The organism is Pseudarthrobacter sp. TAF60_1 (assembly GCF_052113505.1).
GTDB lineage: Bacteria > Actinomycetota > Actinomycetes > Actinomycetales > Micrococcaceae > Arthrobacter.
In genome coordinates this window covers 1-25,151 of record NZ_JBFRDI010000009.1, presented here as the reverse complement: position 1 = coordinate 25,151, position 25,151 = coordinate 1, and the positions used below count along the sequence as shown (strand labels likewise).

The following is a 25,151-nucleotide window of genomic DNA, read 5'->3' as shown; positions in this document are numbered from 1 at the left end:
GTGCACTATGACCCAAACCGCCCTTCCCGGCCTTGTCACGCCCCCACGCCTGCCGCAAGGCACGCTTCGCATTGTTCCGCTTGGCGGGCTGGGGGAAATCGGCCGGAACATGGCCGTGTTCGAGATCGACGGCAAACTGCTGATCGTCGACTGCGGTGTCCTCTTCCCTGAGGAAACCCAGCCCGGCGTTGACCTGATCCTGCCCGATTTCTCCTACATCGAGGACCGTCTCGACGACATCGTGGCCGTTGTCCTGACCCACGGCCACGAGGACCACATCGGCGCCGTTCCCTACCTCCTGCGGCTGCGCGCCGACATCCCCCTGGTGGGCTCACAGCTGACGCTGGCGCTCATTGAGGCCAAGCTGCAGGAACACCGGATCCGTCCTTACACGATGACCGTTGAAGAAGGCCAGGTCGAAAAATTCGGCCCCTTTGAGTGCGAGTTCGTTGCAGTCAACCACTCCATCCCGGATGCCCTGGCAGTATTTCTCCGCACCGCCGGCGGCACCGTCCTGCACACGGGCGACTTCAAGATGGACCAGCTTCCGCTGGACGGCCGGATCACCGATCTCCGTCATTTCGCCAAGCTGGGCGAAGAGGGCGTTGACCTCTTTATGTCCGATTCCACCAACGCTGACGTGCCGGGGTTCACTACGGCCGAAAAGGAAATCGGCCCCACGCTGGAACGGCTCTTTGGCCAGGCCACCAAGCGCATCATTGTGGCGTCCTTCTCCTCGCACGTTCACCGCGTGCAGCAGGTCCTTGACGCAGCGGCCAAGCACAACCGGAAAGTGGCCTTTGTGGGCCGCTCCATGGTCCGCAATATGGCCATCGCGGCAAAGCTCGGCTACCTCGACGTGCCCGAGGGACTTCTGGTAGACATCAAGAACATTGACAACCTCCCGGACAACCGTGTTGTGCTGATGTCCACCGGATCGCAGGGCGAACCGATGGCTGCACTGTCCCGCATGGCCAACGGCGACCACCGCGTGGTGGTGGGCGACGGCGATACCGTGATTCTGGCGTCCAGCCTGATCCCGGGCAACGAGAACGCCGTGTTCCGGATCATCAACGGCCTGCTGAAGCTCGGTGCCGACGTCATCCACAAGGGCAACGCAAAGGTCCACGTCTCGGGACACGCAGCGGCCGGCGAACTGCTGTACTGCTACAACATCCTTGAGCCGCTCAACGCCATGCCGGTGCACGGCGAGACCCGGCACCTGATCGCCAACGGCAAGATCGCCATCGAGTCCGGCGTTCCCACCGCCAGCGTCATCCTTGCCGACAACGGCACCGTCATCGACCTCAAGGATCACCGCGCCGACGTAGTGGGCCAGGTCGAAGTGGGCTTTGTCTACGTGGATGGTTCCAGCGTCGGCGAGGTCACGGAAGCTGACCTCAAGGACCGTCAGACGCTCGGTGATGAAGGCTTCATTTCCATCATCACGGTCATCCACCGCGCCACCGGCAAGGTGGTCTCGGGACCCGAGATCCACGCCCGCGGTGTTGCCGAGGACGATTCCGTCTTCGACGAAATCATCCCCAAGATCAACGCCGCCCTGGAAGAAGCCGTGCTCAACCGCACGGACCACACAACGCACCAGCTTCAGCAGGTTGTCCGGCGTGTGGTGGGCACGTGGGTCAACCGCAAGCTGCGCCGCAAGCCCATGATCATCCCGGTGGTCCTCGAGGCGTAGCAGCGCCCGAACCTTACGGCGAGCTGAAAGGCCCGGTTCTTCGGAACCGGGCCTTCCGCTGTCCCTGGACATGGCTGGCGGGCCTGCCGGTGGGCAACATGGAGGCCCCGGATCAGGCGGAAATCCGCGGAATATTGCACCAGATCCGGTACCGTGGCAAGTATGGCCACTCGTACTACCCCCGCGCCCAAAGGCACCGCCCGAGGCACGAACACCGCCAAATCCGGCAGCTCCGCGGGCCGCGGCGCAGGTTCAGCAGCGCCGAGAGGCGGCGGCGCCAGCGGAAGGGCCGGATCCTCCACCGGTGCCGCGCGCACCCGCCAGCTTCCCGCCGTCGAGCAGCGGCAGCCCTGGCTCCTGCGCGTGGTCGGTGGTGCGTGGCTGGGCGTAGGGCACCTGGTGGGCGGGGGAGTCCGCAGGATCGGTTCCGACGTCAGTGACCTGCCGGCAGAGGACCGCCGCGACGGCGCAGCGCTGTTCAACCTCGCGCTCGGTGTATTTATCGCTACCTTCGCCTGGTGGGGTCTCACGGGATGGTTCCCGGACGCCGTCTACAGCGTTGTCAACGGCACGTTCGGCTGGGTGTCACTGCTCCTGCCGCTGATGCTTTTTGTCTGCGCTTTCCGGCTTTTCCGGCAGCCCGACGACGGCCGCGGAAACAACCGCGTGGGGATCGGCTTCCTCATCATGACGTTCGCCGGCTGCGGCCTCGCGCACGTGCTGGGCGGACAGCCCACGGTCGCCGATGGCTTCGATGGCCTCCGCCAGGCGGGCGGCATGCTCGGTTTCCTGGCGGCTACACCGCTAGCCGCCATTCATCCCGTGGTGCCCCTTGTGCTGTACGGCGTCCTGGCCTTTATCTCGCTGCTGATCATCACGGCCACACCCTTCGCGGCCATTCCTCGTAGGCTCCGCGCAGCCTACGAACACCTCATGGGCCTGGACCTGCAGGAGCCCGGGGACGCCGGTGACCGCCACGACCGCAGCTATCTTGAAGAAACCCGCCCCACGGCGCCCCCGAGGAAGAAGAAGCGCCGCTTCTTCGGCAAGGATGAAGAGTCCGACGCCGGGCTCGAAGGCTACGTGGGTGACGAGGCCTTTGAGCACGCGGTCATCGACGACGAAGATGTCGAAGGTGAAAAATCAGGCCGCGGACCCCGTCCTGCTCCTGGTGTGCGCCGCCCCACGCAGGCTGAAATCGCCGTCGAAAAGATCAAGGCCGCCCAGGGCCTCGGTACTGCAGGACACAGCCCGGCGGAGAACGCTACAGAAGCCATTCCCTTGGTGTCCCCCGGGATGGTGGCCGCCGGCTCGCTCAACGCGGCCCCCGCCGCCGTCCCGCAGGTGCCGGCCAAACCCGTCACCCCGGTGCCGCTGCCCACACCCATTCCCCAGCGGACCGAGCAACTCTCACTCGCGGGCGACGTCACGTACACCCTGCCGTCGTCGGACGTTCTCACCCCCGGGTCCATCCCGAAGGAGCGCACGGAGGCCAATGACGCCGTCGTCGCCGCCCTGACCGACACCCTCCAGCAGTTCAACGTGGATGCCACGGTGACCGGCTTCAGCCGTGGCCCCACCGTGACCCGCTACGAGATTGAACTGGCATCGGGAACCAAGGTGGAGCGGGTCACGGCCCTGTCCAAGAACATCTCCTACGCTGTGGCTTCCAGCGACGTGCGCATCCTGAGTCCCATTCCCGGGAAGTCGGCCATCGGCATCGAGATCCCCAATACGGACCGCGAGACGGTATCCCTCGGCGATGTGCTCCGCAGCCAGAACGCCCGCCGGACCGATCACCCCATGGTGATGGGCGTGGGCAAGGACGTCGAAGGCGGCTACGTCGTGGCGAACCTCGCAAAAATGCCGCACCTGCTCGTCGCCGGTGCCACCGGCGCCGGTAAGTCCTCCTTCGTGAACTCGATGATCACATCCATCCTGATGCGGGCCACCCCCGACGAAGTGCGCATGGTCATGGTGGACCCCAAGCGCGTAGAACTGACCGCTTATGAAGGCGTGCCGCACCTGATCACCCCCATCATCACCAACCCGAAGAAGGCCGCCGAAGCCTTGCAGTGGGTGGTGCGGGAAATGGATGCCCGCTACGACGACCTCGCCAACTACGGGTTCAAACACATCGACGACTTCAACAAGGCGGTCCGGGCCGGCAAAGTGATCCCGCCCGAGGGTTCCAAGCGAGTCATCCGGCCCTACCCCTATCTGCTGGTGATCGTTGACGAGCTCGCGGACCTCATGATGGTGGCCCCCCGCGACGTCGAAGATTCCATCGTCCGCATCACTCAGTTGGCGCGTGCTGCCGGTATCCACCTGGTCCTGGCCACGCAGCGGCCGTCGGTGGACGTTGTGACCGGCCTGATCAAGGCCAACGTGCCGTCCCGCATGGCGTTTGCCACCTCGTCGGTCACCGACTCACGCGTGGTCCTCGACCAGCCCGGCGCGGAGAAGCTCATCGGCCAGGGCGATGCCCTGTTCCTGCCCATGGGCGCCTCAAAAGCCATGCGCGTCCAGGGCGCCTGGGTCACCGAGTCGGAAATCCACAAGGTAGTGGAACACGTTAAGGGCCAGCTCAAGGCCGTGTACCGCGATGACGTGGCACCCGAGGCACAGAAGAAGCAGATCGACGACGACATCGGGGACGATCTCGAAGTCCTGCTGCAGGCCACCGAACTCGTGGTCACTACGCAGTTCGGTTCCACCTCGATGCTCCAGCGCAAGCTTCGCGTCGGTTTCGCCAAGGCAGGCCGGCTCATGGACCTGCTGGAGTCCAGGGGAGTGGTTGGCCCCTCGGAAGGTTCCAAGGCACGCGACGTCCTGGTCAAACCCGACGATCTGGCCGCGGTGCTGGCAGCCATGAAGGGTCAGGACGCGCCGGTTGTTGCGGACTCCCAGACCGCTGCGCTCAGCGATAACGCCAACGCCAACATTGCCCAGGGTGGCTACGCGGAAGATTTGGTCCAGGCGGACCTGGACCAGCGCAGCCAGGGCGTCGAATACTTCGACGGCGCAGACACGAGTTCCAATGGCGACGACGAAGACGGGTCCGAAGACGCCTGGTCGCTCACCGGACGGTAGCCTAGAAGGGTGACTAGCACCGAAGCAACTGCCGCCGGCTCGAGCAGCCCCGGGATTTGGAATCTCCCCAACATCCTGACCATGCTGCGCATCGCGCTCGTCCCGTTCTTCGTCTGGTTCCTCGTCCTCGATGCCCCCGGGCTGCTCAGCGAGTCAGGTCCGTGGCGGTGGGCGGCAGTGCTGGCCTTTGCTGTCGCAATCTACACGGACAAGCTCGACGGCGATATCGCCAGGAGCCGAGGGCTCGTCACCAATTTCGGCAAGATCGCCGATCCCATCGCCGACAAGCTCCTGATCGGCTCGGCGCTCGTGATGCTGTGCCTGCTTGGTGAGCTGCCATGGTGGGTCACCATCGTGATCCTCGTCCGGGAATGGGGCATCACCGCACTTCGCTTTTTTGTCATCCGCTACGGTGTCATCCCGGCCTCGCGCGGCGGCAAGCTCAAGACCGTGGTGCAGACTGCCGCGATCTTCCTGTATCTGCTGCCACTGGGCGCGTTGGCACCCTGGCTCGTATGGGTGGCCTTCTCGGTCATGATGGTGGCTGTGCTCATCACGGTATGGACCGGCGTCGAATACGTGGTGGAAGCCCTTCGTCTGCGGGCGCAGGGAAAGCGGCGGAACACAACGCTTGGCACCTAGGAGCTGACGTGACAAATCTTCACCATTTGGCGGAACAGGCAGTCAGGAATGCCCTGGAAACGGGCCGCACCGTTGCTGCCGCCGAGTCACTTACCGCGGGGATGGTCACCGCCGTACTGGCCGATACAGCCGGGGCCTCCGGGATGCTGCAGGGCGGGGTGGTGGCGTACCAGAACTCCGTGAAAGTCGACGTCCTGGGTGTTTCGGCCCAGCTGCTGGACGCCGTCGGCTCGGTGGATGGCGACGTCGCCGCCGCCATGGCCACGGGCGTCCGGTCTGCGCTCGGCGCGGACATCGGGGTCGCCACCACCGGGGTCGCCGGACCGGAGGCACACGACGGCAAAGAAGTCGGCACGGTCTTTATCGGGGTAGCAACCGCCGAAGGCGCCTCCGCGTTCCAATACAGTTTCACCGGGAACCGCGCAGATATCCGCGGGCAAGCTTGCGGGGCGGCCTTGGAAAGGCTGCTCACCGTCCTGTCTCCTTAGGGCCCTATCCCCTGGAAGCTACCGGGCGTAAAGTTGCCGGGAACAAATCCCCGAACCTATTAGTTATTACATTGTGTCGCTTTGGCAGAGCCGAGGCGCCTAGGATAAATAACAACTCCGGTTCTCATGGCCGGACTGATGAAGGAGCAAGGCGATACAGATGGTAAAACAGCCCGTATCCGTAAACGGCGTTGTCCGCTGGAAGGATGTGGGCCTCGCCAATCAGGCTAAGAGCGAACAGAAGGAGCGCAAAATGGTTGTACTTCGCCACGAAATCGGTGATGTCCTGCGCGATGTCCGCCAACGCCAGGGGCGTACGCTCCGCGAAGTCTCGCATAGTGCCCGCGTATCCCTCGGCTACCTCAGCGAAGTGGAGCGCGGCCAGAAGGAAGCCTCGTCAGAGCTCCTCTCGTCAATTTGCTCCGCCCTGGACGTTCCGTTGTCCATCATGCTTCGTGAAGTCAGCGACCGCGTAGCTGTCGCCGAAGGCGTTGCTGTTCCGGACACCGTTCCCCAGGAATTCTCACAGCGCTACGGCCGCGATCTTGAGCGCGACCTGAACGCTGAACTCACAAACGAACTCTCCACAGGGCTCCTTTCCGGCGCACGGTAAGCCGGCCCGCAGAGGTTTTACCCGCTCATGACGAAGCCTCCGGCCAGCGGCCCGAGGCTTCGTCGTCTGCGGCTACCTGGTGGTGTTGCCCTCCCGGCGCGCCGCGCCGCCTCGCGCGGCTGAGTCCTTGCCCAGGACATCCAGGTCAAAGATCGAGTTGAGCTTGGCCATGTATTCGGCGAGCGTCTGCAGTTCCTCCACCGGCCATTCCTCCAAGCGCTCACGGAAGTCCCGCCGGCGTGCGTCCTGGACCTGGTGCATCTTCTCCTCACCTTTTTCGGTAAGGCGGATGGCCTGCGCCCGACCGTCCAGGGGATCGGCCTCCTTGGAGACCAACCCGATGCTCTCCAGGAAGGCGATCTGGCGGCTGACAGACGGCTTGCCCACGCCAATGTTCTGGGCAAGGTCGGTTAAACGGATGGGGCCCTCCCGCCGGATGACCGCGAGCAGGCCGTAGGCCGCCGGCTCCATGTCCGGGTGGACCTGGCGTGAGAGCTGCTGGGACACTGACCGCGCACGCCGCCAAAATAGACTGATCTGGTGCTCCACCGTGTTGAGCGTTTCGTCGAGGGTGTCCCCACGGGCACCCGTGGCAGGAACGCCTGCCTCAGCAGGTGCTTCCATTGGACGGCCATCGGCTGGGTTGCTCATGGCAACAATTCTAGGGTCCGGGATCATGAGAGACTCTATTGGTGCGGATCAGTGACTATTGGCGGCTTATGGACGACGAATTCGGGGCAGGCTACTCCCGGGTCCTGAGCAGCACCCTGGTCCTGGCCGGTGTCGGGGGACGCACCGCAGACCAGGCCTTGGGCGCCGGGGTGAGCCCACGCGACGTATGGCTGGCCGTGTGCGAGGTGCAGGACGTTCCGCCGGAACGGCGCCTGGGACGCGACGTGAAGCCCCGCGACTAATCTCCTTGCCGCTGAACTCCCTGCCGCTGACACGCCGTCGGATCTGTTCGAATATCTGTTCGGGTAAAGCTATGCTTTTTGTAGTGGGTTATCCACATACGCGATGTCGCCCGGCTTGAATGTCGGAGGGTGCCATTAGCGTCAGAGATGACCAATAAAGGCCCCTGAGGCCACTCCAAAGCGAGAAAGCATTAGAGGTGTGAACCATGGCGGCAGCCCCGGATCGTGAAAAAGCGTTGGAAGCAGCGCTGGCCCAGATTGACAAGCAGTTCGGCAAAGGATCGGTCATGCGCCTGGGGGACGAAGTCCGTGCCCCCATCGAGGTCATCCCCACCGGCTCCATCGCCCTGGACGTCGCCCTGGGAATTGGGGGGCTGCCCCGCGGTCGCGTCGTAGAGATCTATGGCCCGGAGTCCTCCGGTAAAACCACAGTGGCCCTGCACGCCGTCGCGAATGCCCAGCGCCAGGGCGGCATCGCCGCGTTCATCGATGCCGAGCACGCCCTGGACCCGGAATACGCCGCAAAACTGGGTGTCGACACCGACGCACTCCTGGTCTCCCAGCCTGACACCGGTGAGCAGGCCCTGGAAATCATGGACATGCTGATCGGTTCCGGCTCGCTGGACGTCATCGTCATCGACTCCGTCGCCGCACTGGTACCGCGTGCGGAAATCGAGGGTGACATGGGTGACAGCCACGTGGGTCTGCAGGCCCGCTTGATGAGCCAGGCGCTGCGTAAAATCACCGGCCGCCTGAGCCAGACCAAGACCACTGCCATCTTCATCAACCAGCTCCGCGAAAAGATCGGCGTGTTCTTCGGCTCCCCGGAAACCACCACCGGTGGTAAGGCCCTGAAGTTCTACGCCTCCATCCGCATCGACGTCCGCCGGATCCAGACCCTCAAGGAAGGTGCCGACTCTGTCGGTAACCGCACCAAAGCCAAGATCGTCAAGAACAAGATGGCGCCCCCCTTCAAGATCGCCGAGTTCGACATCATCTACGGCCAGGGCATTTCCCGTGAGGGCGGCATCATCGACATGGGCGTTGAGCACGGCATCATCAAGAAGTCCGGTTCGTGGTTCACCTACGACGGCGACCAGCTGGGCCAGGGCATGGAGAATTCCCGCCGTTTCCTGCGCGACAACCCGGAACTGGCCGCTGAACTGGAGCGCCTGATCAAGGAGAAGCTGGGCGTGGGTGTCAAGCCCGCTGCAGACGAGTCCAAGGATTCGCCCAAGCTGAAAGCCGTCGACGGCTTCTAAATTGACGGGTTACAGGGCCGTGCGTTCTAAAGCACCTCGAATTCATGGGTGAGTGGGACACCGGGGAGGGACGCGGGCGGCGTAAGGGGACCAGCGGGCGGCGCAGCATGGCCCGGCCCGGCAGTCCAGCCCCGGACGGACCCGATCCGGCGTCGCCCGTGATTGAAGACGTAGAGCCTGACCCCGCCTCCGTTGCACGCGCCATAGTGCTGCGCCAGCTGACCAGTTCGGCGAAAAGCCGACTGCAGCTGGCCCGCAAGCTCGCGGAACGAAACGTCCCCGAAGACGTCGCCGAAGCGGTCCTGGACCGGTTCGAGGAAGTCCGCCTGATCGACGACGCCGACTTCGCCGACATGTGGGTACGCAGCCGGTCCCAGTCGCGGAAGCTGGCCAAGGGGGCGCTCCGCCGCGAGTTGTCAGACAAGGGCATCGACGCCGACACCGCCGCTGCCGCTCTGGAGCAACTCTCCGACGCGGATGAGGAAGCCGCCGCCCGCGTACTGGTGGAACGCAAGCTGCGGCCCGGCACGGACCTGTCGGACAGGGCAGAGCGGGACAAAATGACGAGGCGCCTCGCCTCCATGCTGGCCAGGAAGGGCTACCAGCCCGCCCAGGCATTCAGGGTGGTAGGGGAGGTCATCGACGCCCGGCTGGGTGGCCACCAAGCCGACCATGACGGCTACGAGCCTGAGCTGTAGGCTGCCGGGGCGGCGCCTCCGCGGAGCCGGTACCCTTAACAGGTGAGTTTGACCATTCCTTCCCCCGCATCCGGTACCGTCCCCTCCGCAGCCTCTGGCGCACCGCAGGCTACAGACGCACTGCACGCCACAGACGCGCCTTACGCTACAGACGCGCCGCAGCCGCGCACCTATCAGGTGCGCACCTTCGGCTGCCAGATGAACGTCCATGATTCGGAGCGGATGGCCGGCATGCTCGAGGCAGCCGGTTACGTGGCGGCCCAGGGTGAGCAGGCAGACGTTGTGGTGTTCAACACCTGCGCGGTCCGTGAGAATGCGGACAACAAGCTCTACGGCAACCTGGGCATGCTGGCCCCGGTGAAGGCGGCCAACCCGGGGATGCAGATCGCGGTGGGCGGCTGCCTGGCGCAAAAGGACCGCGAGGCCATCCTGAAGAAGGCCCCTTGGGTGGATGCCGTGTTCGGTACCCACAATGTCGGAGCGCTTCCGGCGTTGCTGGACCGGGCCCGGCACAACAACGAGGCCCAGTTGGAGATCCTCGAATCCCTCGATGTTTTCCCCTCCACGTTGCCCACTAAGCGGGACTCGGTCTACTCCGGATGGGTCTCCATCTCTGTCGGCTGCAACAACACCTGCACGTTCTGTATCGTCCCGGCCCTGCGCGGCAAGGAAAAAGACCGCCGCCCCGGCGAGATCCTGGCCGAAATCCAGGCGCTTGTGGACGATGGGGCGATTGAAGTCACCCTCCTCGGGCAGAACGTCAACTCCTATGGCGTGGAGTTCGGCGACAGGCAGGCCTTCTCGAAGCTGCTGCGCGCCTGCGGGGAAATTGAAGGCCTGGAGAGGGTTCGGTTCACCAGCCCCCACCCGGCCGCATTCACGGACGATGTCATTGATGCGATGGCCGAGACTCCCAACGTCATGCCGCAGCTGCACATGCCGCTGCAGTCCGGATCGGACAAGGTCCTGAAAGACATGAAGCGCTCCTACCGGTCCACCAAGTTCCTGGGCATCCTGGACAAGGTCCGTGAAAAAATTCCGCATGCCGCCATTTCCACCGATATCATCGTGGGTTTCCCCGGTGAGACGGAGGAGGACTTCCAGGCCACCCTCGATGTGGTGGAGAAATCGCGCTTCGCTACCGCCTTCACATTCCAGTATTCCAAGCGGCCGGGCACTCCTGCCGCGGACCTGCCCGATCAGCTGCCCAAGGCCGTAGTCCAGGAGCGCTTCGAACGCCTGACCGCCTTGCAGGACCGGATTGCCGCCGAAGAAAACGCGAAGCAGCTGGGCCGGCGTGTGGAGGTCATGGTCACTGCCCAATCCGGGCGGAAGTCTGAAGAGACCCACCGGCTCTCCGGCCGGTCGCGGGACCAGCGGCTGGTGCACTTCTCGGTTCCCGAAGGTGCCGAGTCGCCGCGCCCCGGTGACCTGGTCACGGTCACGGTGACGGAAGCCGCCGCCTTCCACCTGGTAGCGGACCCTGCATTGCAGGACTACAGCCTGCGCCGGTCGCGTGCCGGGGATGCCTGGGACAGGTCGCAGGCCGATTCGTGCGGCGCTCCGGCACCAGGCGCCGCAGGTGGCGCGGAAGGTGGCGCGGGCGCAGGCCGGACCGGGGTCTCGCTCGGCATGCCTACGCTGCCGGTCCGGAGCCGCTGACCGGTGGCCGAACCTCCGGTCGTCGCGGTAGTCGGTCCCACTGGCTCAGGTAAATCCGATCTTGCGGTCAGCCTTGCACTCGAGCTGGACGGTGAGGTGATCAATGCCGATGCCATGCAGTTCTACCGGGGCATGGACATCGGTACCGCCAAGATCACCCCGGCCGAACGGCGCGGCGTACCCCACCACCTCCTGGACACCCTGGACGTCACCGAGGAAGCCAGCGTTTCTGACTTCCAGCAGCATGCCAGGGAGGTCATCAGGGGCATCCACGCCCGCGGCAAGCGGGCCATCCTGGCTGGCGGATCCGGCCTCTACGTCCGGGCAGCCCTGGACGTGCTGGAGTTCCCGGGCACAGACCCCGATCTTCGGCGCCAGCTTGAGGCCGAGCTCGCGGAGGTCGGTCAGGAGGCTCTCTTGACCCGGCTCCGGGATGTGGATCCGGTTACCGCCGGCCGGGTCAACGATGCCCGGCGCATCGTCAGGGCCCTCGAGGTTCACCAGCTCACCGGCAGGCCGTTCAGTTCCTTCATGCCCCAGCGCGAGTATTTCCAGCCTGCTGTGCAGATCGGGCTGGCCGTGGACCGCGACGTACTGCGTGAACGGCTGGCATTGCGGGTCCACCGGATGATGGACCAAGGCTTGCTGGAGGAAGTCCGCCAGCTGGACGCCGCTGGGCTGCGTGGCGGCAAAACCGCGCAGCGGGCCCTGGGCTATGCCCAGTTCCTGAAGGTGCTCGACGGCGTCTCAACCGTCGCGGAGGCAACCGAGGACACCATCGTGGCCACCCGGCAATTCGCCCGGCGCCAGCTCACCTGGTTCCGTGCGGATCCCCGCATCAGCTGGCTGGACTGGCAGGCGCCGCACCTCGTTGCCCAGGCCGCTGCGCTATGTAACTGACGCGGCAGCGACCTTGTCGCATTCCCACAAAGTGTCCGCCGCCGTCGGCCGTTTTAGCCGAATAATGCCAGGCCGGTAACCTAGGAACATGGACGCAACCCCCGCAGAGACCACCGAGCCCGCCTACCGTTCGCTGGGCGGTCTCCGCTTCTCCAAGGGCCACGGCACGGGCAACGACTTTGTGCTGATCGCCGATCCTGACGGCGTCCACACCATCGACGCCGGGCAGGTAGCCGTCCTGTGCGACCGGCACCGCGGCATCGGCGGGGACGGCCTGATCAGGGCCGTTCCGTCGCGCTACTTGTCCGAAGGCCGCGAACTGCTGCAAACCAGCCCCGAAGCGGAATGGTTCATGGACTACCGCAACGGGGACGGGTCCCTCTCGGAGATGTGCGGCAACGGTGTCCGCGTTTTTGTGCACTTCCTGCGTGCTGAAGGCCTGGTTGACCTGCCCGACGGCGGATCGCTTACCATCGGAACGCGTGGGGGTCCCAAGACGGTCGTCCGGACAGGCGACAGCTACGCGGTGGACATGGGGCCGTGGGCGTTCATCTTCCCCGGGGAAGCAACGGCCAAGGCCGTGGATTCCCTCGTGACCGCGGACGGCCTGGAAGTTCCCAGGCCTGCGCTGTCCGTCAGCATGGGAAATCCACACACTGTGGTGGCCCTCGCGGAACTGTCCGAGCTGGAAGCCACCAGGCTTTTCACCGCCCCGCTGGTGGATCCCGTGCCCGCTAACGGCACCAACGTCGAATTTGTAGTGCCCGCCGAACCGCTGGTCCACAACGGCGTCGGCACCGTCACCATGCGTGTCCACGAACGGGGCGTCGGCGAGACGCAGTCCTGCGGCACCGGCGCCTGCGCCGCAGCGGTGGCCACCAGGCACTGGGCAGGGGCCGAGGCGCCGGACTCCTGGCTGGTTAACGTGCCGGGCGGGGTAGTCGGGGTCAAGTTCTTCGCCGGGGCCGCAGGCCACGAGCACGTCGAACTGAGCGGCCCTGCCGTGATTGTGGCTAGCGGGACGCTTTCCTGACCCGGAGGATCCGGAAGGACTTTGCGGTGCTTTCCCTGGAGACGGTGAACGAGCCATCCAGCTCAGCGGACAGCCAGCGCTGAAGCGAGTCGGAACCAAGGTTCTTCTGCACCACCAGCCACGCTGAGCCGCCGGGGGCCAGCCGGGGGAGCCACAGCATGAGCAGGCTGTGCAGTTCGTCCTTGCCGATCCGGATAGGCGGATTGGACCAGATGGTATCGAAGCGCAGGCCGGGGTCCACCGCGTCAGGGGTGCTGGCCACCACGTTCCCCAGCCCCAGCAGGGCCGCGTTTTCGTTGGTCAGCGTGATGCAGCGTTCATTGACGTCCACCGCGTAGACCCGAGCATGGGGAGCCCGCAGGGCGAGGGTCAGGGCGATGGGCCCCCAGCCACAGCCGATGTCCAGAAGGTTGCCGGTGGGTGAAGGTGCCGGGGCTTCAGCAAGGAGGACCGCTGTTCCCTTGTCGATGCCGTCGGGGCTGAAGATCCCCGCGGAGGTCTGCAGCGTGCGCGTGGCGCCGGCCAGTTCCACCGTGAGGGGCTTGCGGGTGAACGGCCCGGCGGGCGATGCGCTGAAATAGTGTGCGGACTCCATAACTGGCCAGATTAGTTGGCCGTGCAGGACAAAGCGAAACGGGCAACGCGAAATCAAAGCGCCCGGTTCTGCTAATCTTGAACCCATGTCCTTGATCTTCGAGTAGCCGGCCCGGGCCCGTGTATTCCACGCCGCCCGTCCCGTAGCCCGTGCCCCACAGCGATGCAGGTAATCAGCCTTCCGTCTGTGCGACACAGGGCAGGTCGTCAGCACCTGTCCTGCCCCAGGGCCAGACTCGAGTGATCAGCCCCCGCCGGTCCCTTTTCTGAGCTTGCCTGCGCCACTTCCATCACTCCATGCATCAGCAGTGATGCCACCCACCCTGCGCGACGCCGCTTTGAACGGAACGCAGGGCAGACCAGGAGGCCAGGATGACTGCAAGCCGTCAGCCCAGCGCGAATACTTCACCAGACACCAATAAACGGCACTATTCTGAAATTGCCCACCCTTCAAAGGAGAACATGACCAGCCAGCCCAACACCGGTTCCGATCCAGCAGCCCAGGACATGAGTCCCGAGGAAATCCAAGCTGTCATCGACCGGATTCTCGCCAAGGATGTCCCGGCCCGGAACGTCAAGGCCACCGACGGCGAGAAGGCCGTGCTTGGCAGGGCACAGGCCATTTCCCGCCAGGAAGACGAACACACAAGCTACGACGGCGACCAGCAGGACCTCGACGAACGCCGGGCCCTGCGCCGCGTGGCCGGCCTCTCCACCGAACTCGAAGACGTCACCGAAGTCGAATACCGGCAGTTGCGGCTCGAGCGGGTGGTGCTGGCAGGGCTCTGGTCCGAGGGCACCCTCGCGGACGCTGAGAACTCCCTCCGGGAGCTCGCAGCCCTCGCCGAGACGGCAGGCTCGGAAGTCCTGGACGGGTTGGTGCAGCGCCGTGCCAAGCCGGACCCGGGCACATTCCTTGGCTCCGGCAAGGCACAGGAGCTCAAGGAAATCGTCATGGCTACCGGCGCGGACACCGTGGTGGTCGATGCCGAACTGGCGCCGTCCCAGCGCCGTAGCCTCGAGGACATCGTCAAGGTCAAGGTCATTGACCGCACGGCCCTGATCCTGGACATCTTCGCCCAGCACGCCAAGAGCCGTGAAGGCAAGGCCCAGGTAGAACTGGCGCAGCTTGAATACCTGCTGCCACGCCTGCGTGGCTGGGGTGAATCGATGTCCCGCCAGGCCGGTGGCCAGGTGGGTGGCGCCGGCGCCGGCATGGGTTCGCGTGGACCCGGCGAGACGAAGATCGAATTGGACCGCCGCCGGATCCGTACGCGCATGGCCAAGCTGCGGCGGGAGATCGCCGCGATGAAGCCGGCACGGGAGACCAAGCGGGCCAACCGCCGTCGTAATTCAGTGCCGTCTGTGGCAATCGCAGGGTACACGAACGCCGGAAAGTCCTCCCTGCTCAACCGGCTTACCGACGCCGGTGTGCTGGTGGAGAACGCCCTGTTCGCCACCCTGGATCCCACTGTTCGCAAAGCAGAGACCTCCGACGGGCTGGGCTACACGCTGGCCGATACCGTGGGATTCGTCCGGTCCCTGCCTACCCAGTTGGTGGAAGCGTTCCGCTCCACGTTGGAGGAAGTGGCTGACTCCGATCTGATCCTGCACGTGGTGGATGTTTCGCATCCGGACCCAGAAGGCCAGATCGCTGCCGTCCGCAAGGTGTTCAGCGAAGTGGACGCCCGCAACGTGCCCGAGATCATCGTCCTTAACAAGGCCGACGCCGCCGACCCGTTTGTGGTGGAGCGCCTCAAGCAGCGGGAGCCCCGCCACGTGGTGGTGTCCGCCCGGACCGGCCAGGGGATTGCCGAACTCCTCAAGGCCATCAGCGACGGCATTCCGCGGCCCAGCGTCAAACTTGAGCTGCTGATCCCGTACGACCGTGGCGACCTCATCAGCAAGCTGCACGAGACCGATGCCGAGATCCTCAGCCTGGATCACGGCGAACACGGCACACGCGTTGTGGTCATGGTCCGGGAGGGCCTGGCGGCTGAACTGGAACCCTTCGTCAGCAATGACTGACCTGGTGGCAGGGGAGATTTCCGATACGGCCGGCGAGCAGTTCGTCCTTGAACTGCTCGACCGTGCCGTCGCCGGGATGGGCGGCCAAAGCCGGGCCGGTCAGCACGAAATGGCGCGGCAGGTGGCGAAGGCCATCGAAACCGGCGATCATCTCCTGGTCCAGGCCGGCACCGGCACCGGCAAGTCCCTCGCTTACCTGATCCCGCTCATCGCGCATTCCCTCGTGAGCGACAAGCCCACCCTCGTTTCCACTGCCACCCTTGCCCTGCAGACCCAGATTGTGGGCAGGGACCTTCCCCGGCTGCTGAAAACCATTACCCCTGCCCTGGACCGCCCCGTCAAGGTGGCCCTGGTCAAGGGCCGCTCAAACTATGTGTGCCGGCACAAGCTCGAAGGTGGGTTCCCCTCCGAGGAACCCGCCGAGGGCCAACTCTTTTCCCTCGGCGAAGACACCAGCGTCCCGCACTTCGCCGCCGCCCTCGGCGGCCCGTCCTCGCAGCTGGGCAAGGAAGTGGTCCGGCTGCGCGAATGGGCGGAAAAGACCGCCACCGGAGACCGTGACGAGCTCCTTCCCGGCGTCACCGACCGCGCCTGGCGACAGGTCTCTGTGACGTCGATGGAATGCTTGGGCGCGCAGAAGTGCCCGATGGCGGCCGAGTGCTTCAGCGAACTGGCACGCCACGATGCGGCCGAAGCCGACGTCGTGGTCACCAACCATGCCATGCTGGCAGTCAGCGCCTTTGAGGGCCTGGCCGTGCTGCCGGAATATGACGTGGTGGTAGTGGACGAGGCCCACGAACTCCAGGACAGGGTCACGGGTGCGGTCTCCGGTCAGCTTTCCGTGGCCATGGTCCACGCGGCGGCGGCGGGCGCCCGTAAACATACCGCCATCACTGTTGATGCCCTTAATGCGGCCGCCGCCAACCTCGAACTCGCCCTGGCCGGGGTTCCGAACGGGCTGCTGCCCAACGGGCTCAATGACGAACAGTTGGACTGCGTGGATCAGTTGCGGGAGGCCTGCCGGGCTGCCCTTTCAGATTCCAAGGGGGACGGCAGCCAAACGGCCGACGGCGGGCGGCAGCTTGCCCGCTCGCGGCTGATGCTGATCCTTGAACTGTGCGAACGCCTCATCGTGGCCCGCGAGAACCGCGAAGTGGTGTGGTTTTCCCGGGCCAACTCCTTCGACCCGCAGCAGGGCTACTCGCAACCCGACGAGACAGCCCCCCCGCTGATCAACATCGCGCCGCTCAGTGTTGCCGGCAAGTTGCGTGAGGGGTTGTTCGCCGGCCACACCGTGGTGCTGACTTCGGCAACCCTGGCTATCGGCTCAGCGTTTGAACCGGCCGCCGGAGGACTGGGGCTCGTAGGGGAGGGCGCGCCGAGTTGGACCGGCATTGATGTCGGCTCGCCGTTCGACTACCCCAAGCAGGGAATCCTCTATGTGGCCGGCCACCTGCCCAAGCCTGGGCGCGGTGCGTCACCGGCGGCGCTGGACGAACTGGAGGCACTGATCCGTGCTTCCGGCGGCGGTGCATTGTGCCTCTTCTCATCCCGCCGTGCAGCGGAAGAGGCGGCTGAGGCGATGCGCCCCCGGCTCGGGCTCAGCATTCTTTGCCAGGGGGACTCCACCATGACGGCGCTCGTGAAGCAGTTCGCCGACGAATCCGATACCTGCCTGTTCGGCACCATGTCGCTGTGGCAGGGTGTAGATGTTCCCGGCGGGTCGTGCCGGCTGGTGGTGATTGACCGCATTCCGTTCCCGCGGCCCGATGATCCGCTTATGACTGCCCGCTCCCGCGCCGTGGCGCAGGCAGGCGGTAACGGCTTCATGGCGGTCTCAGCTACGCACGCGGCCATCCGCCTGGCCCAGGGGGCAGGCCGGCTGATCCGCTCGACGGGGGACAAGGGGGTGGTGGCCGTACTCGATTCACGTCTTGCCACGGAGCGTTACGCCGGTTTCCTTCGCGCTGCGCTTCCGCCCTTCTGGCCCACTACGGACCGCAAGACAGCATTTGCCGCCCTTGAAAGGCTGGCCGGGAAAGGCGCCTGAGAGCGCGATAGCGGCGCCCGGAATAAGGGCGTCCGGACCCTGCCGCGAGCGGTTCTGAAGCGACCGGTTCTACAGCGACCGCAGGACCGAGACGACTTTACCCATGATCGTGGCGTGATCCCCGAGGATCGGCTCGTACTGGGTGTTCTGGGGCAACAGCCATGTGTGGCCATCGCGCTGGCGGAACGTCTTGACAGTGGCTTCGTCGTCCAGCAGGGCCGCAACGATGTCCCCATTGGCGGCGTCTGCCTGCCGGCGGACCACTACCCAGTCGCCGTCGCAGATGGCGGCGTCCACCATGGAGTCGCCGGCCACGCGAAGCATAAAGAGTTCACCCTGACCCACAAGCTGGCGGGGCAGCGGCATCACGTCCTCCACCACCTGGTCGGCCAGGATCGGTCCACCCGCCGCGATGCGCCCAACCAGCGGCACCATGGCAGTGTCCATGGCGGTGGGCAGTTCGGTGACAGCACCGCCGACGCTGTGCAGGACTGCCGGCTTTGCCGAGGTGCCGTTCTTGCCGGTTCCGCCGTCCAGCGTCAGAGGCATCAGAACTTCCATGGCCCGGGGCCGCTTCGGGTCCCGGCGGAGGTAGCCCAGCTTTTCCAGCTGGGAGAGCTGGTGGGTGACGCTCGAAAGACTGGCCAGGCCCACAGTGTCTCCGATTTCCCGCATGGAGGGCGGGTAGCCGTTGTCATTGACGGAACGCTGGATGGTTTCAAGGATCTTCTTCTGACGGGCAGTGAGCCCCTTGGGGGTCCTCTGGGGCTGGCGGCCCTGCGGAGTCGCCTTGCCCTCGGCGGCTGGTGCTGCCATGTTCGCCAATGCCTTTCGGTTGCCCCGGTTCCGGTCCGGCCGTTAGTTGCCGGAATGCCCGGGCTGCTTTGAATGTCAGACCCTGCTGATCAACTACACAAGTGGCTGATCTTTGATCCAAACGTAGGCCAGCCACATGGCTTTTTCAAACATTTGTTCTAGCGAGTCTCGACAATGTTCGTTGATAAGTGCTAAAACTGAGAAAGCAAAGTTCGAATATGTGTTCTACTCATTGCCGGCGGATTCGAATATCCGCTACATGCGGAGGCCTGAGCCTTAGCGCATTGGCAACGTGGAGGCCACGCCGGGCAGCACAGTATGGTCCAGGAGGGCTCATCTCATGTCAGCTATATCTGCTTCACAGGATTCCCGTCCGCAGTTCGTTTCCGTCGAGCACCTGACGTCCCAGCAGCGCAAGGAATCCCTGCCGCCGCTCCGGCTCACCCGCAGGGGCAGGGTAGTCCTCATCGGCATCCCGTTGGTGCTCCTTGCTGCGGTCCTTCTCTCACTGGTTGGTTTTCTGACCTCTCCGGCAAAGGCGGCGGATTCAGCAGCTGGTCTGTCCGTCACCCCCACCATCACGGTGACGGTCCAGCCGGGGCAGTCCCTCTGGGCCATTGCGGGCACAGCAGCACCCCAGCGCGACGCCCGGGATGTCATTGCGGACATCGTTCAGCTGAACAACCTCACGGGCGGTGGGGTGGTGCCCGGCCAGCAGCTTTTCGTTCCCAGCCGTTAGCCGCAGGGAGGGGCCGGTGGAAGCACGGGATTCGTCCACCGGCGCCCGTCACATTTTCCGGCGGTCTGCTTCGGAACTAAACTGTTCAGGTGAATGACCAGCTAGAGCGTCTGAACCGACTTCCCCTCCGGACCAACCTTCGCGGACTTACCCCCTACGGTGCCCCGCAGTTGGATGTTCCCATCCTGCTGAACGTCAATGAGAATACGCATGGCGTTCCGGCGGACGTGCAGGCCGCCATCGCAGCAGCTGTAACGGAAGCCGCAGTTGGGCTCAACCGCTACCCGGACCGTGAGTTCACCGAGCTCCGGGAAGCGCTGGCCGAATACCTTGGCCACGGACTGGATGCCACGAACATCTGGGCCGCCAATGGATCCAACGAGGTCCTCCAACAGATCCTGCAGGCATTTGGCGGGCCAGGTCGTAAGGCCCTCGGGTTCCCGCCCACGTACTCCATGTACCCCTTGCTGGCCAGCGGCACCGACACCGACTACATCGTGGGTCAGCGCGCTGAAGGGTACGGCCTGAGCGCGGAATCAGCCGCATTGCAGGTCAAGGAGCTGCAGCCGAACATAGTCTTCCTCTGCTCGCCCAACAACCCCACCGGGACCGGCCTCGGCCTTGACGTGGTGGAGGCCGTGTACGCGGCCGGCGAGGCCAGCAAGACCATTGTGATTGTGGACGAGGCGTACCACGAGTTCGCGCATGATGGAACGCCCAGCGCCCTGACGCTGCTGCCAGGCAGGGAGCGCCTGATCGTTTCCCGCACCATGAGCAAGGCGTTTGCCCTTGCGGGGGCGCGTCTCGGCTACATGGCGGCCGCGCCGGAGGTGACGGATGCCCTCCGCCTGGTCAGGTTGCCTTACCACCTCTCCGCGATCACCCAGGCCACCGCCCTGGCCGCCCTCCAGCACCGGACTGCCCTGATGGCAGACGTCCAGGACATCAAGGAGCAGCGGGACCGCATAGTCACTGAACTGACCCGGATGGGCCTCAAGCCGGCGGCCTCTGATTCGAACTATGTCTTCTTCGGCGGCCTGGAAAGCCCGCGCGAGGTGTGGCAGCAATTGCTGGATGCTGGCGTCCTGATTCGGGACGTCGGGATCCCCGGCCACCTGCGGGTCACGGCCGGAACTGAGAGTGAAACCACAGCCTTCCTGACCTCCCTGGAAGGCATCCTGGCCAGCCAGGCGAAGCTCCCCGCCTAGACTTGAAGTACCGGCGCTCCAGTGCGCCCCACCACTCCTGCGTTAAAGGACCAGATAATCATGAGTTCCACCGGATCGAATGCTGCCGAGCCCCGGACCGCACGCATGGAGCGTGCCACCAGCGAATCGTCAGTGCTTGTGGAGATCAACCTCGACGGAACAGGCGTATCGGACATCGACACGTCCGTCCCGTTCTACGACCACATGCTGACGGCGCTGTGCAAGCACTCGCTTATTGACATGACGGTCAAGGCCACCGGTGACACCCACATTGACGTCCACCACACGGTGGAAGACGTCGCCATTACCTTCGGCGAGGTCCTGCGCTCCGCGCTGGGCAACAAGGCCGGCATCCGCAGGTTCGGGGAGGCCACTGTGCCCCTCGACGAGGCCCTTGCGAACGCCGTCGTGGATGTCTCGGGGCGCCCGTACCTCGTCCACGGCGGTGAGCCTGCCGGGCAGGAGTATCACCTGATTGGCGGCCACTTCACCGGATCGCTGACCCGTCACGTTTTCGAGGCCATCACGCTGCACGCGGGCATCTGCCTGCACATGACCGTCATTGCCGGCCGCGACCCGCACCACATCGTGGAAGCGCAGTTCAAAGCCTTCGCCCGCGCCCTGCGCGCCGCCGTCGAACCCGACCCCCGGGTTGAGGGGATTCCGTCCACGAAGGGTGCCTTGTGACCGGCCAGATCCTTCGTGATGGCGCTGTCATCGATCCCGCTACGGGTAAGAAGCCGGTGTCGCCCCAAGGCAAACCCACGGTCACCGTTCTGGACTACGGGTCAGGCAACGTCCGCTCAGCGGTACGCGCCCTCGAACGGGCCGGTGCAGAGGTCATCCTGAGCGCCAAGCCTGAGGATGTTCTCAATGCCGACGGGCTGGTGGTGCCTGGCGTGGGTGCCTTTGAAACGGTGATGCGCGAGCTCAAAGCCGTGGACGGCATCCGGCTGATTGGCCGGCGGGTGGCCGGCGGGCGTCCGGTGCTGGCCATCTGCGTGGGCCTGCAAGTGATGTTCGAAGCCGGGGTTGAGCACGGGACCGAGGCCGAAGGCATGGGGGAGTGGCCCGGCAAGGTGGAGCTGCTCCCTGCGGAGGTTGTGCCGCACATGGGCTGGAACACCGTGGAGGTGCCGGAAGGCTCAAAGCTATTCGCCGGCGTTGAGAACGAGCGGTTCTACTTCGTCCACTCCTACGGCGTCCAGGACTGGAACTTCGATGTAATCCAGCCCCGGATGACTGCGCCGCTAGTGACGTGGTCCGAGCACGGCGCCCGCTTCGTCGCCGCGGTGGAGAACGGACCGCTCTGCGCCACCCAGTTCCACCCGGAAAAGTCCGGCGATGCCGGGGCACGGCTGCTGCGCAACTGGGTGGACGGCCTTCGCAAGCCGGCCACCACGGATGCGGCCTAAATGTGGTCCATCGTCCTGATGGGCCTGGCGGGCCTCCTGATGGGCGGAGCATTGTCCTTCAGGCAGCAGCGCAAACCGCTGTGGACGCAGATCAGCTTCTACGTCCTGGCGGGAATGTCGCTGTTGGCGGCCTACCTGCTGACGCTTCCCGGCAACTAGTCGCCCGCCACACCACCGGATTCTGTAGCACCACACTTCGCTCCCATAGCATCAGAATATTGAAGAGGATTTGAGATGACCACCGCAACCGACCTGCCGGTTCTTGAACTGCTGCCCGCCGTCGACGTCGTAAACGGCCAGGCCGTTCGGCTGGTCCAGGGGGAGGCCGGCAGCGAGACGAGCTACGGCACGCCGCTGGAGGCGGCCCTCAACTGGCAACAGCAGGGTGCCGAGTGGGTGCACCTGGTGGACCTCGACGCTGCCTTCGGCCGTGGTTCCAACGCCGAACTGCTCCGCGAAGTCGTGGGCCGGTTGGACATCAAGGTGGAGCTCTCCGGCGGGCTCCGGGACGACGAGTCCCTCGAGGCGGCACTTGACCTGGGCGTGGCCCGCGTCAACCTTGGGACTGCGGCGCTGGAGAACCCGGAATGGACCCGCAAGGCCATCGAACGCTTCGGCGACAAGATCGCCGTCGGCCTTGACGTCCGTGGCACGACGCTCGCGGGCCGCGGCTGGACCAAGGAAGGCGGCGACCTCTGGGAGGTTTTGGGCCGCCTGGAAGACGCCGGCTGCTCCCGGTACGTTGTCACCGACGTCACCAAGGACGGCACCCTGCAGGGGCCCAACGTGGAACTGCTGCGTCAGATGGTGGAGAAGACCGGCAAGCCGGTGGTGGCCTCGGGCGGTATCTCCAGCCTCGACGACCTTAAAGTGCTCCGGTCTCTGGTGCCCCTGGGCGTGGAGGGCGCAATTGTCGGTAAGGCGCTCTACGCGGGTGCCTTTACCCTGCCGGAAGCCCTCGACGTCGCCGGCCGCCGCTAGCCGGTTCCCGTGGACAGCACGCACAATTCAGGAGCGGCAGGCGGGACTCCTGTCCAGCGCCACCTCCCCGGACACATCGCGGCAGCCCTGGCCGGTGCGGGTGGCCCGACCGACTCGGCGGGGAGGCCCTGGGAAGGCCGGAGCCTGGCCGGGGACGACGCCAGGATCCACAACTTCGAGGACGACGACGGGACAGCCGATGCCGGTTACCTCGCCGCCGTGAAGGCGCTGGTCGGCGGCAGCAGTGACGAAGGGGCCGTGGTGGCATCGCTCGCCACTGCCCGTGTCTTCATCCCCATCATCGCCCAGCTCGGCGCCGAAGCGGAGGGCGTGGACGGGCTGACGGCAGATAAGCAGGCCGACATGGCGCTGGTCACCCTCAAGGCCGCAGACGGCCGGACAGCCATGCCTGTGTTCACGTCCGCGGGCAACCTCGCCGCCTGGCACCCTGACGCTCGGCCCGTGGCCGTGTACGCGGCCCGCGCCGCGCTATCAGCCGTGGCCGAAGGGGCCGAACTGCTCGTCCTTGACCCCGGCTCGGACGTTACCTTCGTGGTCCGTCGGCCCGCCGTATGGGCGCTGGCACAGCAACAGGAGTGGATTCCCTCTTACACCGATGCCGTGCTGGCAGCCGAAATGGCCGCCGCAGCAGCTGCCTTCCCGGCCGTCCGTAACATCGAGCTGCTGCCGGGCTCGGGAGTTGCAGCGGTGACCGGTGGTGGTGCCATGCTCCCGGGGGGCGGCGCCGGACCCGAACTGCAGGTGGTGCTCTACCTCGAGGACGGCCTTGATGCCGCCGGGGTGCAGGAGCTCGTCGCCGGACTCCAAGCTGCCTGGTCCCGGAATGTATTGTTTGGGGAGCGGGTCGATTCGATGGAAATTAAGTTGCGGCGCGCGGTTCACTAGCTGACGGTCAGCGGGGAGACCCCTCGGGCTGACCGTGCCAGACCCAAAGGATTATCCGTGAATTTCGCTCTCTACCGGGAGTTGCTCGCCGTCGAGCCGATCAGACGGCTCCTGCTTGTGGGTATGGTTGCCCGCATTCCACACTCTGCCGCAGGCGTCCTGCTGACCTTGCACATTGTCCTCACCCTGGACAAAGGCTACGCCGCCGCCGGCGCAGCAGCAGCGATCATGACCATTGGCATCGCCGTGGGAGCGCCATGGCGCGGGCGGCGTGTTGACACGGTTGGGCTGCGCAGGGCCCTGATCCCGTCAGTGATTTCCGAAACCGTCATCTGGTCCGTGGTGCCGCACGTCAGTTATGAACTCCTGTTGCCGTTGGTGTTCATCGGTGGCCTGCTGACCCTGCCGATCTTCAGCGTCATCCGTCAGTCCTTGGGCGTGCTGGCCGACGGGACCCAGCGGCGGACCGCTTTCGCCCTGGACTCGATCACCACAGAGGTGGTGTTCATGGTCGGACCCGCGGCGGGCGCCGTCGTCGCCACCAGCGGCTTCACCGTGCTGGGTCTTACCGTGGTGGGCTTGTCCACGTCCCTGGCAGGTCTGTTCCTGATGTGGTTCAATCCGCCCACGCGCAGCTCTGCTCAGACCGAGGACGCCGGGACGGATCAGCAGCACGCGGCGGAAGCGGCAGTGGTGTCCACGGCACCGGTCCACGTCCAGGAGGCGGCGGCCGATCTTGTGCCGGCCGGCGTGGAAACCGCCCGCGCCGGGCAGCCCGGCCTGCGGGGCAAGGTCGCCCACAATTTTGCCTGGTTCACTGCCGCCGTCGCAGCGGTCTTTGCGGTTGCGGCTGGAGCTGGAATGGTGCTCAGCGGCACCGACGTCGGAATTGTTGCGGCCCTGGAAACCGGCGGGCACCAAAGCGAAATCGGCATCGTATTCCTCTTTTGGTGCGCCGCGTCCGTGATCGGCGGGCTGGTCTACGGGGCCATGCACCGGCCGGTGTCGCCCATCCTCCTGCTCCTCGGCATGGCGGCCCTGACCATCCCGATGGGCTTCGCGCACGATACCTGGACCCTGGCGTTTGTTTCGATCCTTCCGGGACTGATGTGCGCACCCGTGCTCTCGGCAGCTTCCGAAAAGGTGGCGGAGCTGGTGGCCGAGGACCGTCGCGGCGAGGCGATGGGCTGGTACGGCTCGGCCTTGACCGCCGGTGTTGCGCTGGGCGCGCCGCTCGCCGGAATCTTCATCGACGGGTCGGGACCGTCCGGGGGGTTTGTTGCGGTGGGCGTGGCCGGAGTCCTGCTTTGCCTGGTGGGGCTGCTGCTCCAGGCGCTGCGGCGCCGCCGGGTGGGCGGCTGACGCTTCCGGAACCAACGACGGCGGCGGGCGGACCACCGTGGTCCGCCC

General features: G+C 65.4%; 24 protein-coding genes. 21 read left to right on the top strand and 3 right to left on the bottom strand.

The window, feature by feature from the left end:
• Positions 1-7: 7 nt before the first annotated feature.
• The 5 genes from AB4Y73_RS11860 to AB4Y73_RS11840 all read left to right on the top strand — a co-directional run bounded on the left by AB4Y73_RS11860 (position 8) and on the right by AB4Y73_RS11840 (position 6,535).
• On the top strand, positions 8-1,699 hold the full coding sequence (locus AB4Y73_RS11860) for a ribonuclease J (RefSeq protein ID WP_441871766.1): 1,692 nt from the start codon (positions 8-10) through the stop codon (positions 1,697-1,699).
• A gap of 162 nt (positions 1,700-1,861) precedes the next feature.
• On the top strand, positions 1,862-4,792 hold the full coding sequence (locus AB4Y73_RS11855) for a DNA translocase FtsK 4TM domain-containing protein (protein ID WP_441871764.1): 2,931 nt from the start codon (positions 1,862-1,864) through the stop codon (positions 4,790-4,792).
• A gap of 9 nt (positions 4,793-4,801) precedes the next feature.
• Positions 4,802-5,434, top strand: coding sequence for a CDP-diacylglycerol--glycerol-3-phosphate 3-phosphatidyltransferase (gene pgsA / locus AB4Y73_RS11850; RefSeq protein ID WP_441871761.1), 633 nt, complete (start codon positions 4,802-4,804; stop codon positions 5,432-5,434).
• 8 nt (positions 5,435-5,442) lie between these two features.
• Positions 5,443-5,922, top strand: a complete 480-nt coding sequence (locus AB4Y73_RS11845; protein ID WP_441871759.1) for a CinA family protein — start codon at positions 5,443-5,445, stop codon at positions 5,920-5,922.
• Between the two features lie 160 nt (positions 5,923-6,082).
• On the top strand, positions 6,083-6,535 hold the full coding sequence (locus AB4Y73_RS11840) for a helix-turn-helix domain-containing protein (RefSeq protein ID WP_441871757.1): 453 nt from the start codon (positions 6,083-6,085) through the stop codon (positions 6,533-6,535).
• 72 nt (positions 6,536-6,607) lie between these two features.
• On the opposite strand, the gene AB4Y73_RS11835 is transcribed toward AB4Y73_RS11840, so the two are convergent.
• Positions 6,608-7,186 (bottom strand): MarR family winged helix-turn-helix transcriptional regulator, encoded by a 579-nt coding sequence (locus AB4Y73_RS11835; RefSeq protein ID WP_441871755.1) that lies wholly within the window; start codon positions 7,184-7,186, stop codon positions 6,608-6,610.
• Between the two features lie 41 nt (positions 7,187-7,227).
• Between AB4Y73_RS11835 and AB4Y73_RS11830 the strand changes: the two genes are divergently transcribed.
• From AB4Y73_RS11830 to dapF, 6 genes are all read left to right on the top strand, one after another.
• Positions 7,228-7,449, top strand: a complete 222-nt coding sequence (locus AB4Y73_RS11830) for a DUF3046 domain-containing protein (protein WP_441871753.1) — start codon at positions 7,228-7,230, stop codon at positions 7,447-7,449.
• Between the two features lie 206 nt (positions 7,450-7,655).
• The gene (gene recA, locus AB4Y73_RS11825; RefSeq protein WP_255770455.1) at positions 7,656-8,711 is read left to right on the top strand and encodes a recombinase RecA; all 1,056 of its coding nucleotides are present in this window, start codon (positions 7,656-7,658) and stop codon (positions 8,709-8,711) included.
• Positions 8,712-8,818: 107 nt separating this feature from the next.
• Complete coding sequence (locus tag AB4Y73_RS11820) at positions 8,819-9,409, top strand: regulatory protein RecX (protein WP_441872013.1); 591 nt, start codon at positions 8,819-8,821, stop codon at positions 9,407-9,409.
• A gap of 42 nt (positions 9,410-9,451) precedes the next feature.
• A complete protein-coding gene (gene miaB, locus AB4Y73_RS11815; RefSeq protein ID WP_441871751.1) occupies positions 9,452-11,071 on the top strand; it encodes a tRNA (N6-isopentenyl adenosine(37)-C2)-methylthiotransferase MiaB in 1,620 nt (539 codons plus the stop codon).
• Between the two features lie 3 nt (positions 11,072-11,074).
• Positions 11,075-11,971, top strand: a complete 897-nt coding sequence (miaA, locus tag AB4Y73_RS11810; RefSeq protein WP_441871749.1) for a tRNA (adenosine(37)-N6)-dimethylallyltransferase MiaA — start codon at positions 11,075-11,077, stop codon at positions 11,969-11,971.
• Positions 11,972-12,059: 88 nt separating this feature from the next.
• Positions 12,060-13,004 carry a diaminopimelate epimerase gene (dapF, locus tag AB4Y73_RS11805; RefSeq protein ID WP_441871747.1) on the top strand — a complete coding sequence of 315 codons (945 nt, stop codon included), beginning with the start codon at positions 12,060-12,062 and terminating at the stop codon, positions 13,002-13,004.
• On the opposite strand, the gene AB4Y73_RS11800 is transcribed toward dapF, so the two are convergent.
• A complete protein-coding gene (locus AB4Y73_RS11800) occupies positions 12,985-13,599 on the bottom strand; it encodes a class I SAM-dependent methyltransferase (protein ID WP_441871745.1) in 615 nt (204 codons plus the stop codon). The two genes, dapF and AB4Y73_RS11800, sit on opposite strands and share 20 nt — an antisense overlap.
• A gap of 461 nt (positions 13,600-14,060) precedes the next feature.
• On the opposite strand from AB4Y73_RS11800, the gene hflX reads away from it, so the two are divergent.
• A complete protein-coding gene (gene hflX / locus AB4Y73_RS11795) occupies positions 14,061-15,626 on the top strand; it encodes a GTPase HflX (RefSeq protein WP_441871743.1) in 1,566 nt (521 codons plus the stop codon).
• Positions 15,619-17,676 carry an ATP-dependent DNA helicase gene (locus AB4Y73_RS11790; RefSeq protein WP_441871741.1) on the top strand — a complete coding sequence of 686 codons (2,058 nt, stop codon included), beginning with the start codon at positions 15,619-15,621 and terminating at the stop codon, positions 17,674-17,676. The genes hflX and AB4Y73_RS11790 overlap by 8 nt, the downstream gene beginning before the upstream one ends.
• Positions 17,677-17,745: 69 nt before the next feature.
• Here AB4Y73_RS11790 and lexA read toward each other — a convergent pair whose 3' ends face one another.
• The gene (gene lexA / locus AB4Y73_RS11785; RefSeq protein WP_441871739.1) at positions 17,746-18,492 is read right to left on the bottom strand and encodes a transcriptional repressor LexA; all 747 of its coding nucleotides are present in this window, start codon (positions 18,490-18,492) and stop codon (positions 17,746-17,748) included.
• A 340-nt stretch (positions 18,493-18,832) separates the two neighbouring features.
• On the opposite strand from lexA, the gene AB4Y73_RS11780 reads away from it, so the two are divergent.
• The 8 genes from AB4Y73_RS11780 (at position 18,833) to AB4Y73_RS11745 (ending at position 25,103) form a co-directional block, all read left to right on the top strand.
• Complete coding sequence (locus AB4Y73_RS11780) at positions 18,833-19,231, top strand: LysM peptidoglycan-binding domain-containing protein (RefSeq protein ID WP_441871737.1); 399 nt, start codon at positions 18,833-18,835, stop codon at positions 19,229-19,231.
• A gap of 89 nt (positions 19,232-19,320) precedes the next feature.
• The gene (locus AB4Y73_RS11775; RefSeq protein ID WP_441871735.1) at positions 19,321-20,439 is read left to right on the top strand and encodes a histidinol-phosphate transaminase; all 1,119 of its coding nucleotides are present in this window, start codon (positions 19,321-19,323) and stop codon (positions 20,437-20,439) included.
• A 60-nt stretch (positions 20,440-20,499) separates the two neighbouring features.
• Positions 20,500-21,126 (top strand): imidazoleglycerol-phosphate dehydratase HisB, encoded by a 627-nt coding sequence (hisB, locus tag AB4Y73_RS11770; RefSeq protein ID WP_441871733.1) that lies wholly within the window; start codon positions 20,500-20,502, stop codon positions 21,124-21,126.
• Positions 21,123-21,854: an imidazole glycerol phosphate synthase subunit HisH gene (hisH, locus tag AB4Y73_RS11765; protein ID WP_441871731.1), complete on the top strand. Its 732-nt coding sequence runs from the start codon at positions 21,123-21,125 to the stop codon at positions 21,852-21,854. The genes hisB and hisH overlap by 4 nt, the downstream gene beginning before the upstream one ends.
• Positions 21,855-22,013 carry a hypothetical protein gene (locus AB4Y73_RS11760; RefSeq protein WP_441871730.1) on the top strand — a complete coding sequence of 53 codons (159 nt, stop codon included), beginning with the start codon at positions 21,855-21,857 and terminating at the stop codon, positions 22,011-22,013.
• A 75-nt stretch (positions 22,014-22,088) separates the two neighbouring features.
• Positions 22,089-22,835 carry a bifunctional 1-(5-phosphoribosyl)-5-((5-phosphoribosylamino)methylideneamino)imidazole-4-carboxamide isomerase/phosphoribosylanthranilate isomerase PriA gene (priA, locus tag AB4Y73_RS11755; protein WP_441871728.1) on the top strand — a complete coding sequence of 249 codons (747 nt, stop codon included), beginning with the start codon at positions 22,089-22,091 and terminating at the stop codon, positions 22,833-22,835.
• 9 nt (positions 22,836-22,844) lie between these two features.
• Entirely contained in the window at positions 22,845-23,741 is an 897-nt protein-coding gene (locus AB4Y73_RS11750; protein WP_441871726.1) for an SseB family protein, read from the top strand.
• 57 nt (positions 23,742-23,798) lie between these two features.
• Positions 23,799-25,103, top strand: a complete 1,305-nt coding sequence (locus AB4Y73_RS11745; RefSeq protein ID WP_441871724.1) for an MFS transporter — start codon at positions 23,799-23,801, stop codon at positions 25,101-25,103.
• Positions 25,104-25,151 lie beyond the last annotated feature (48 nt).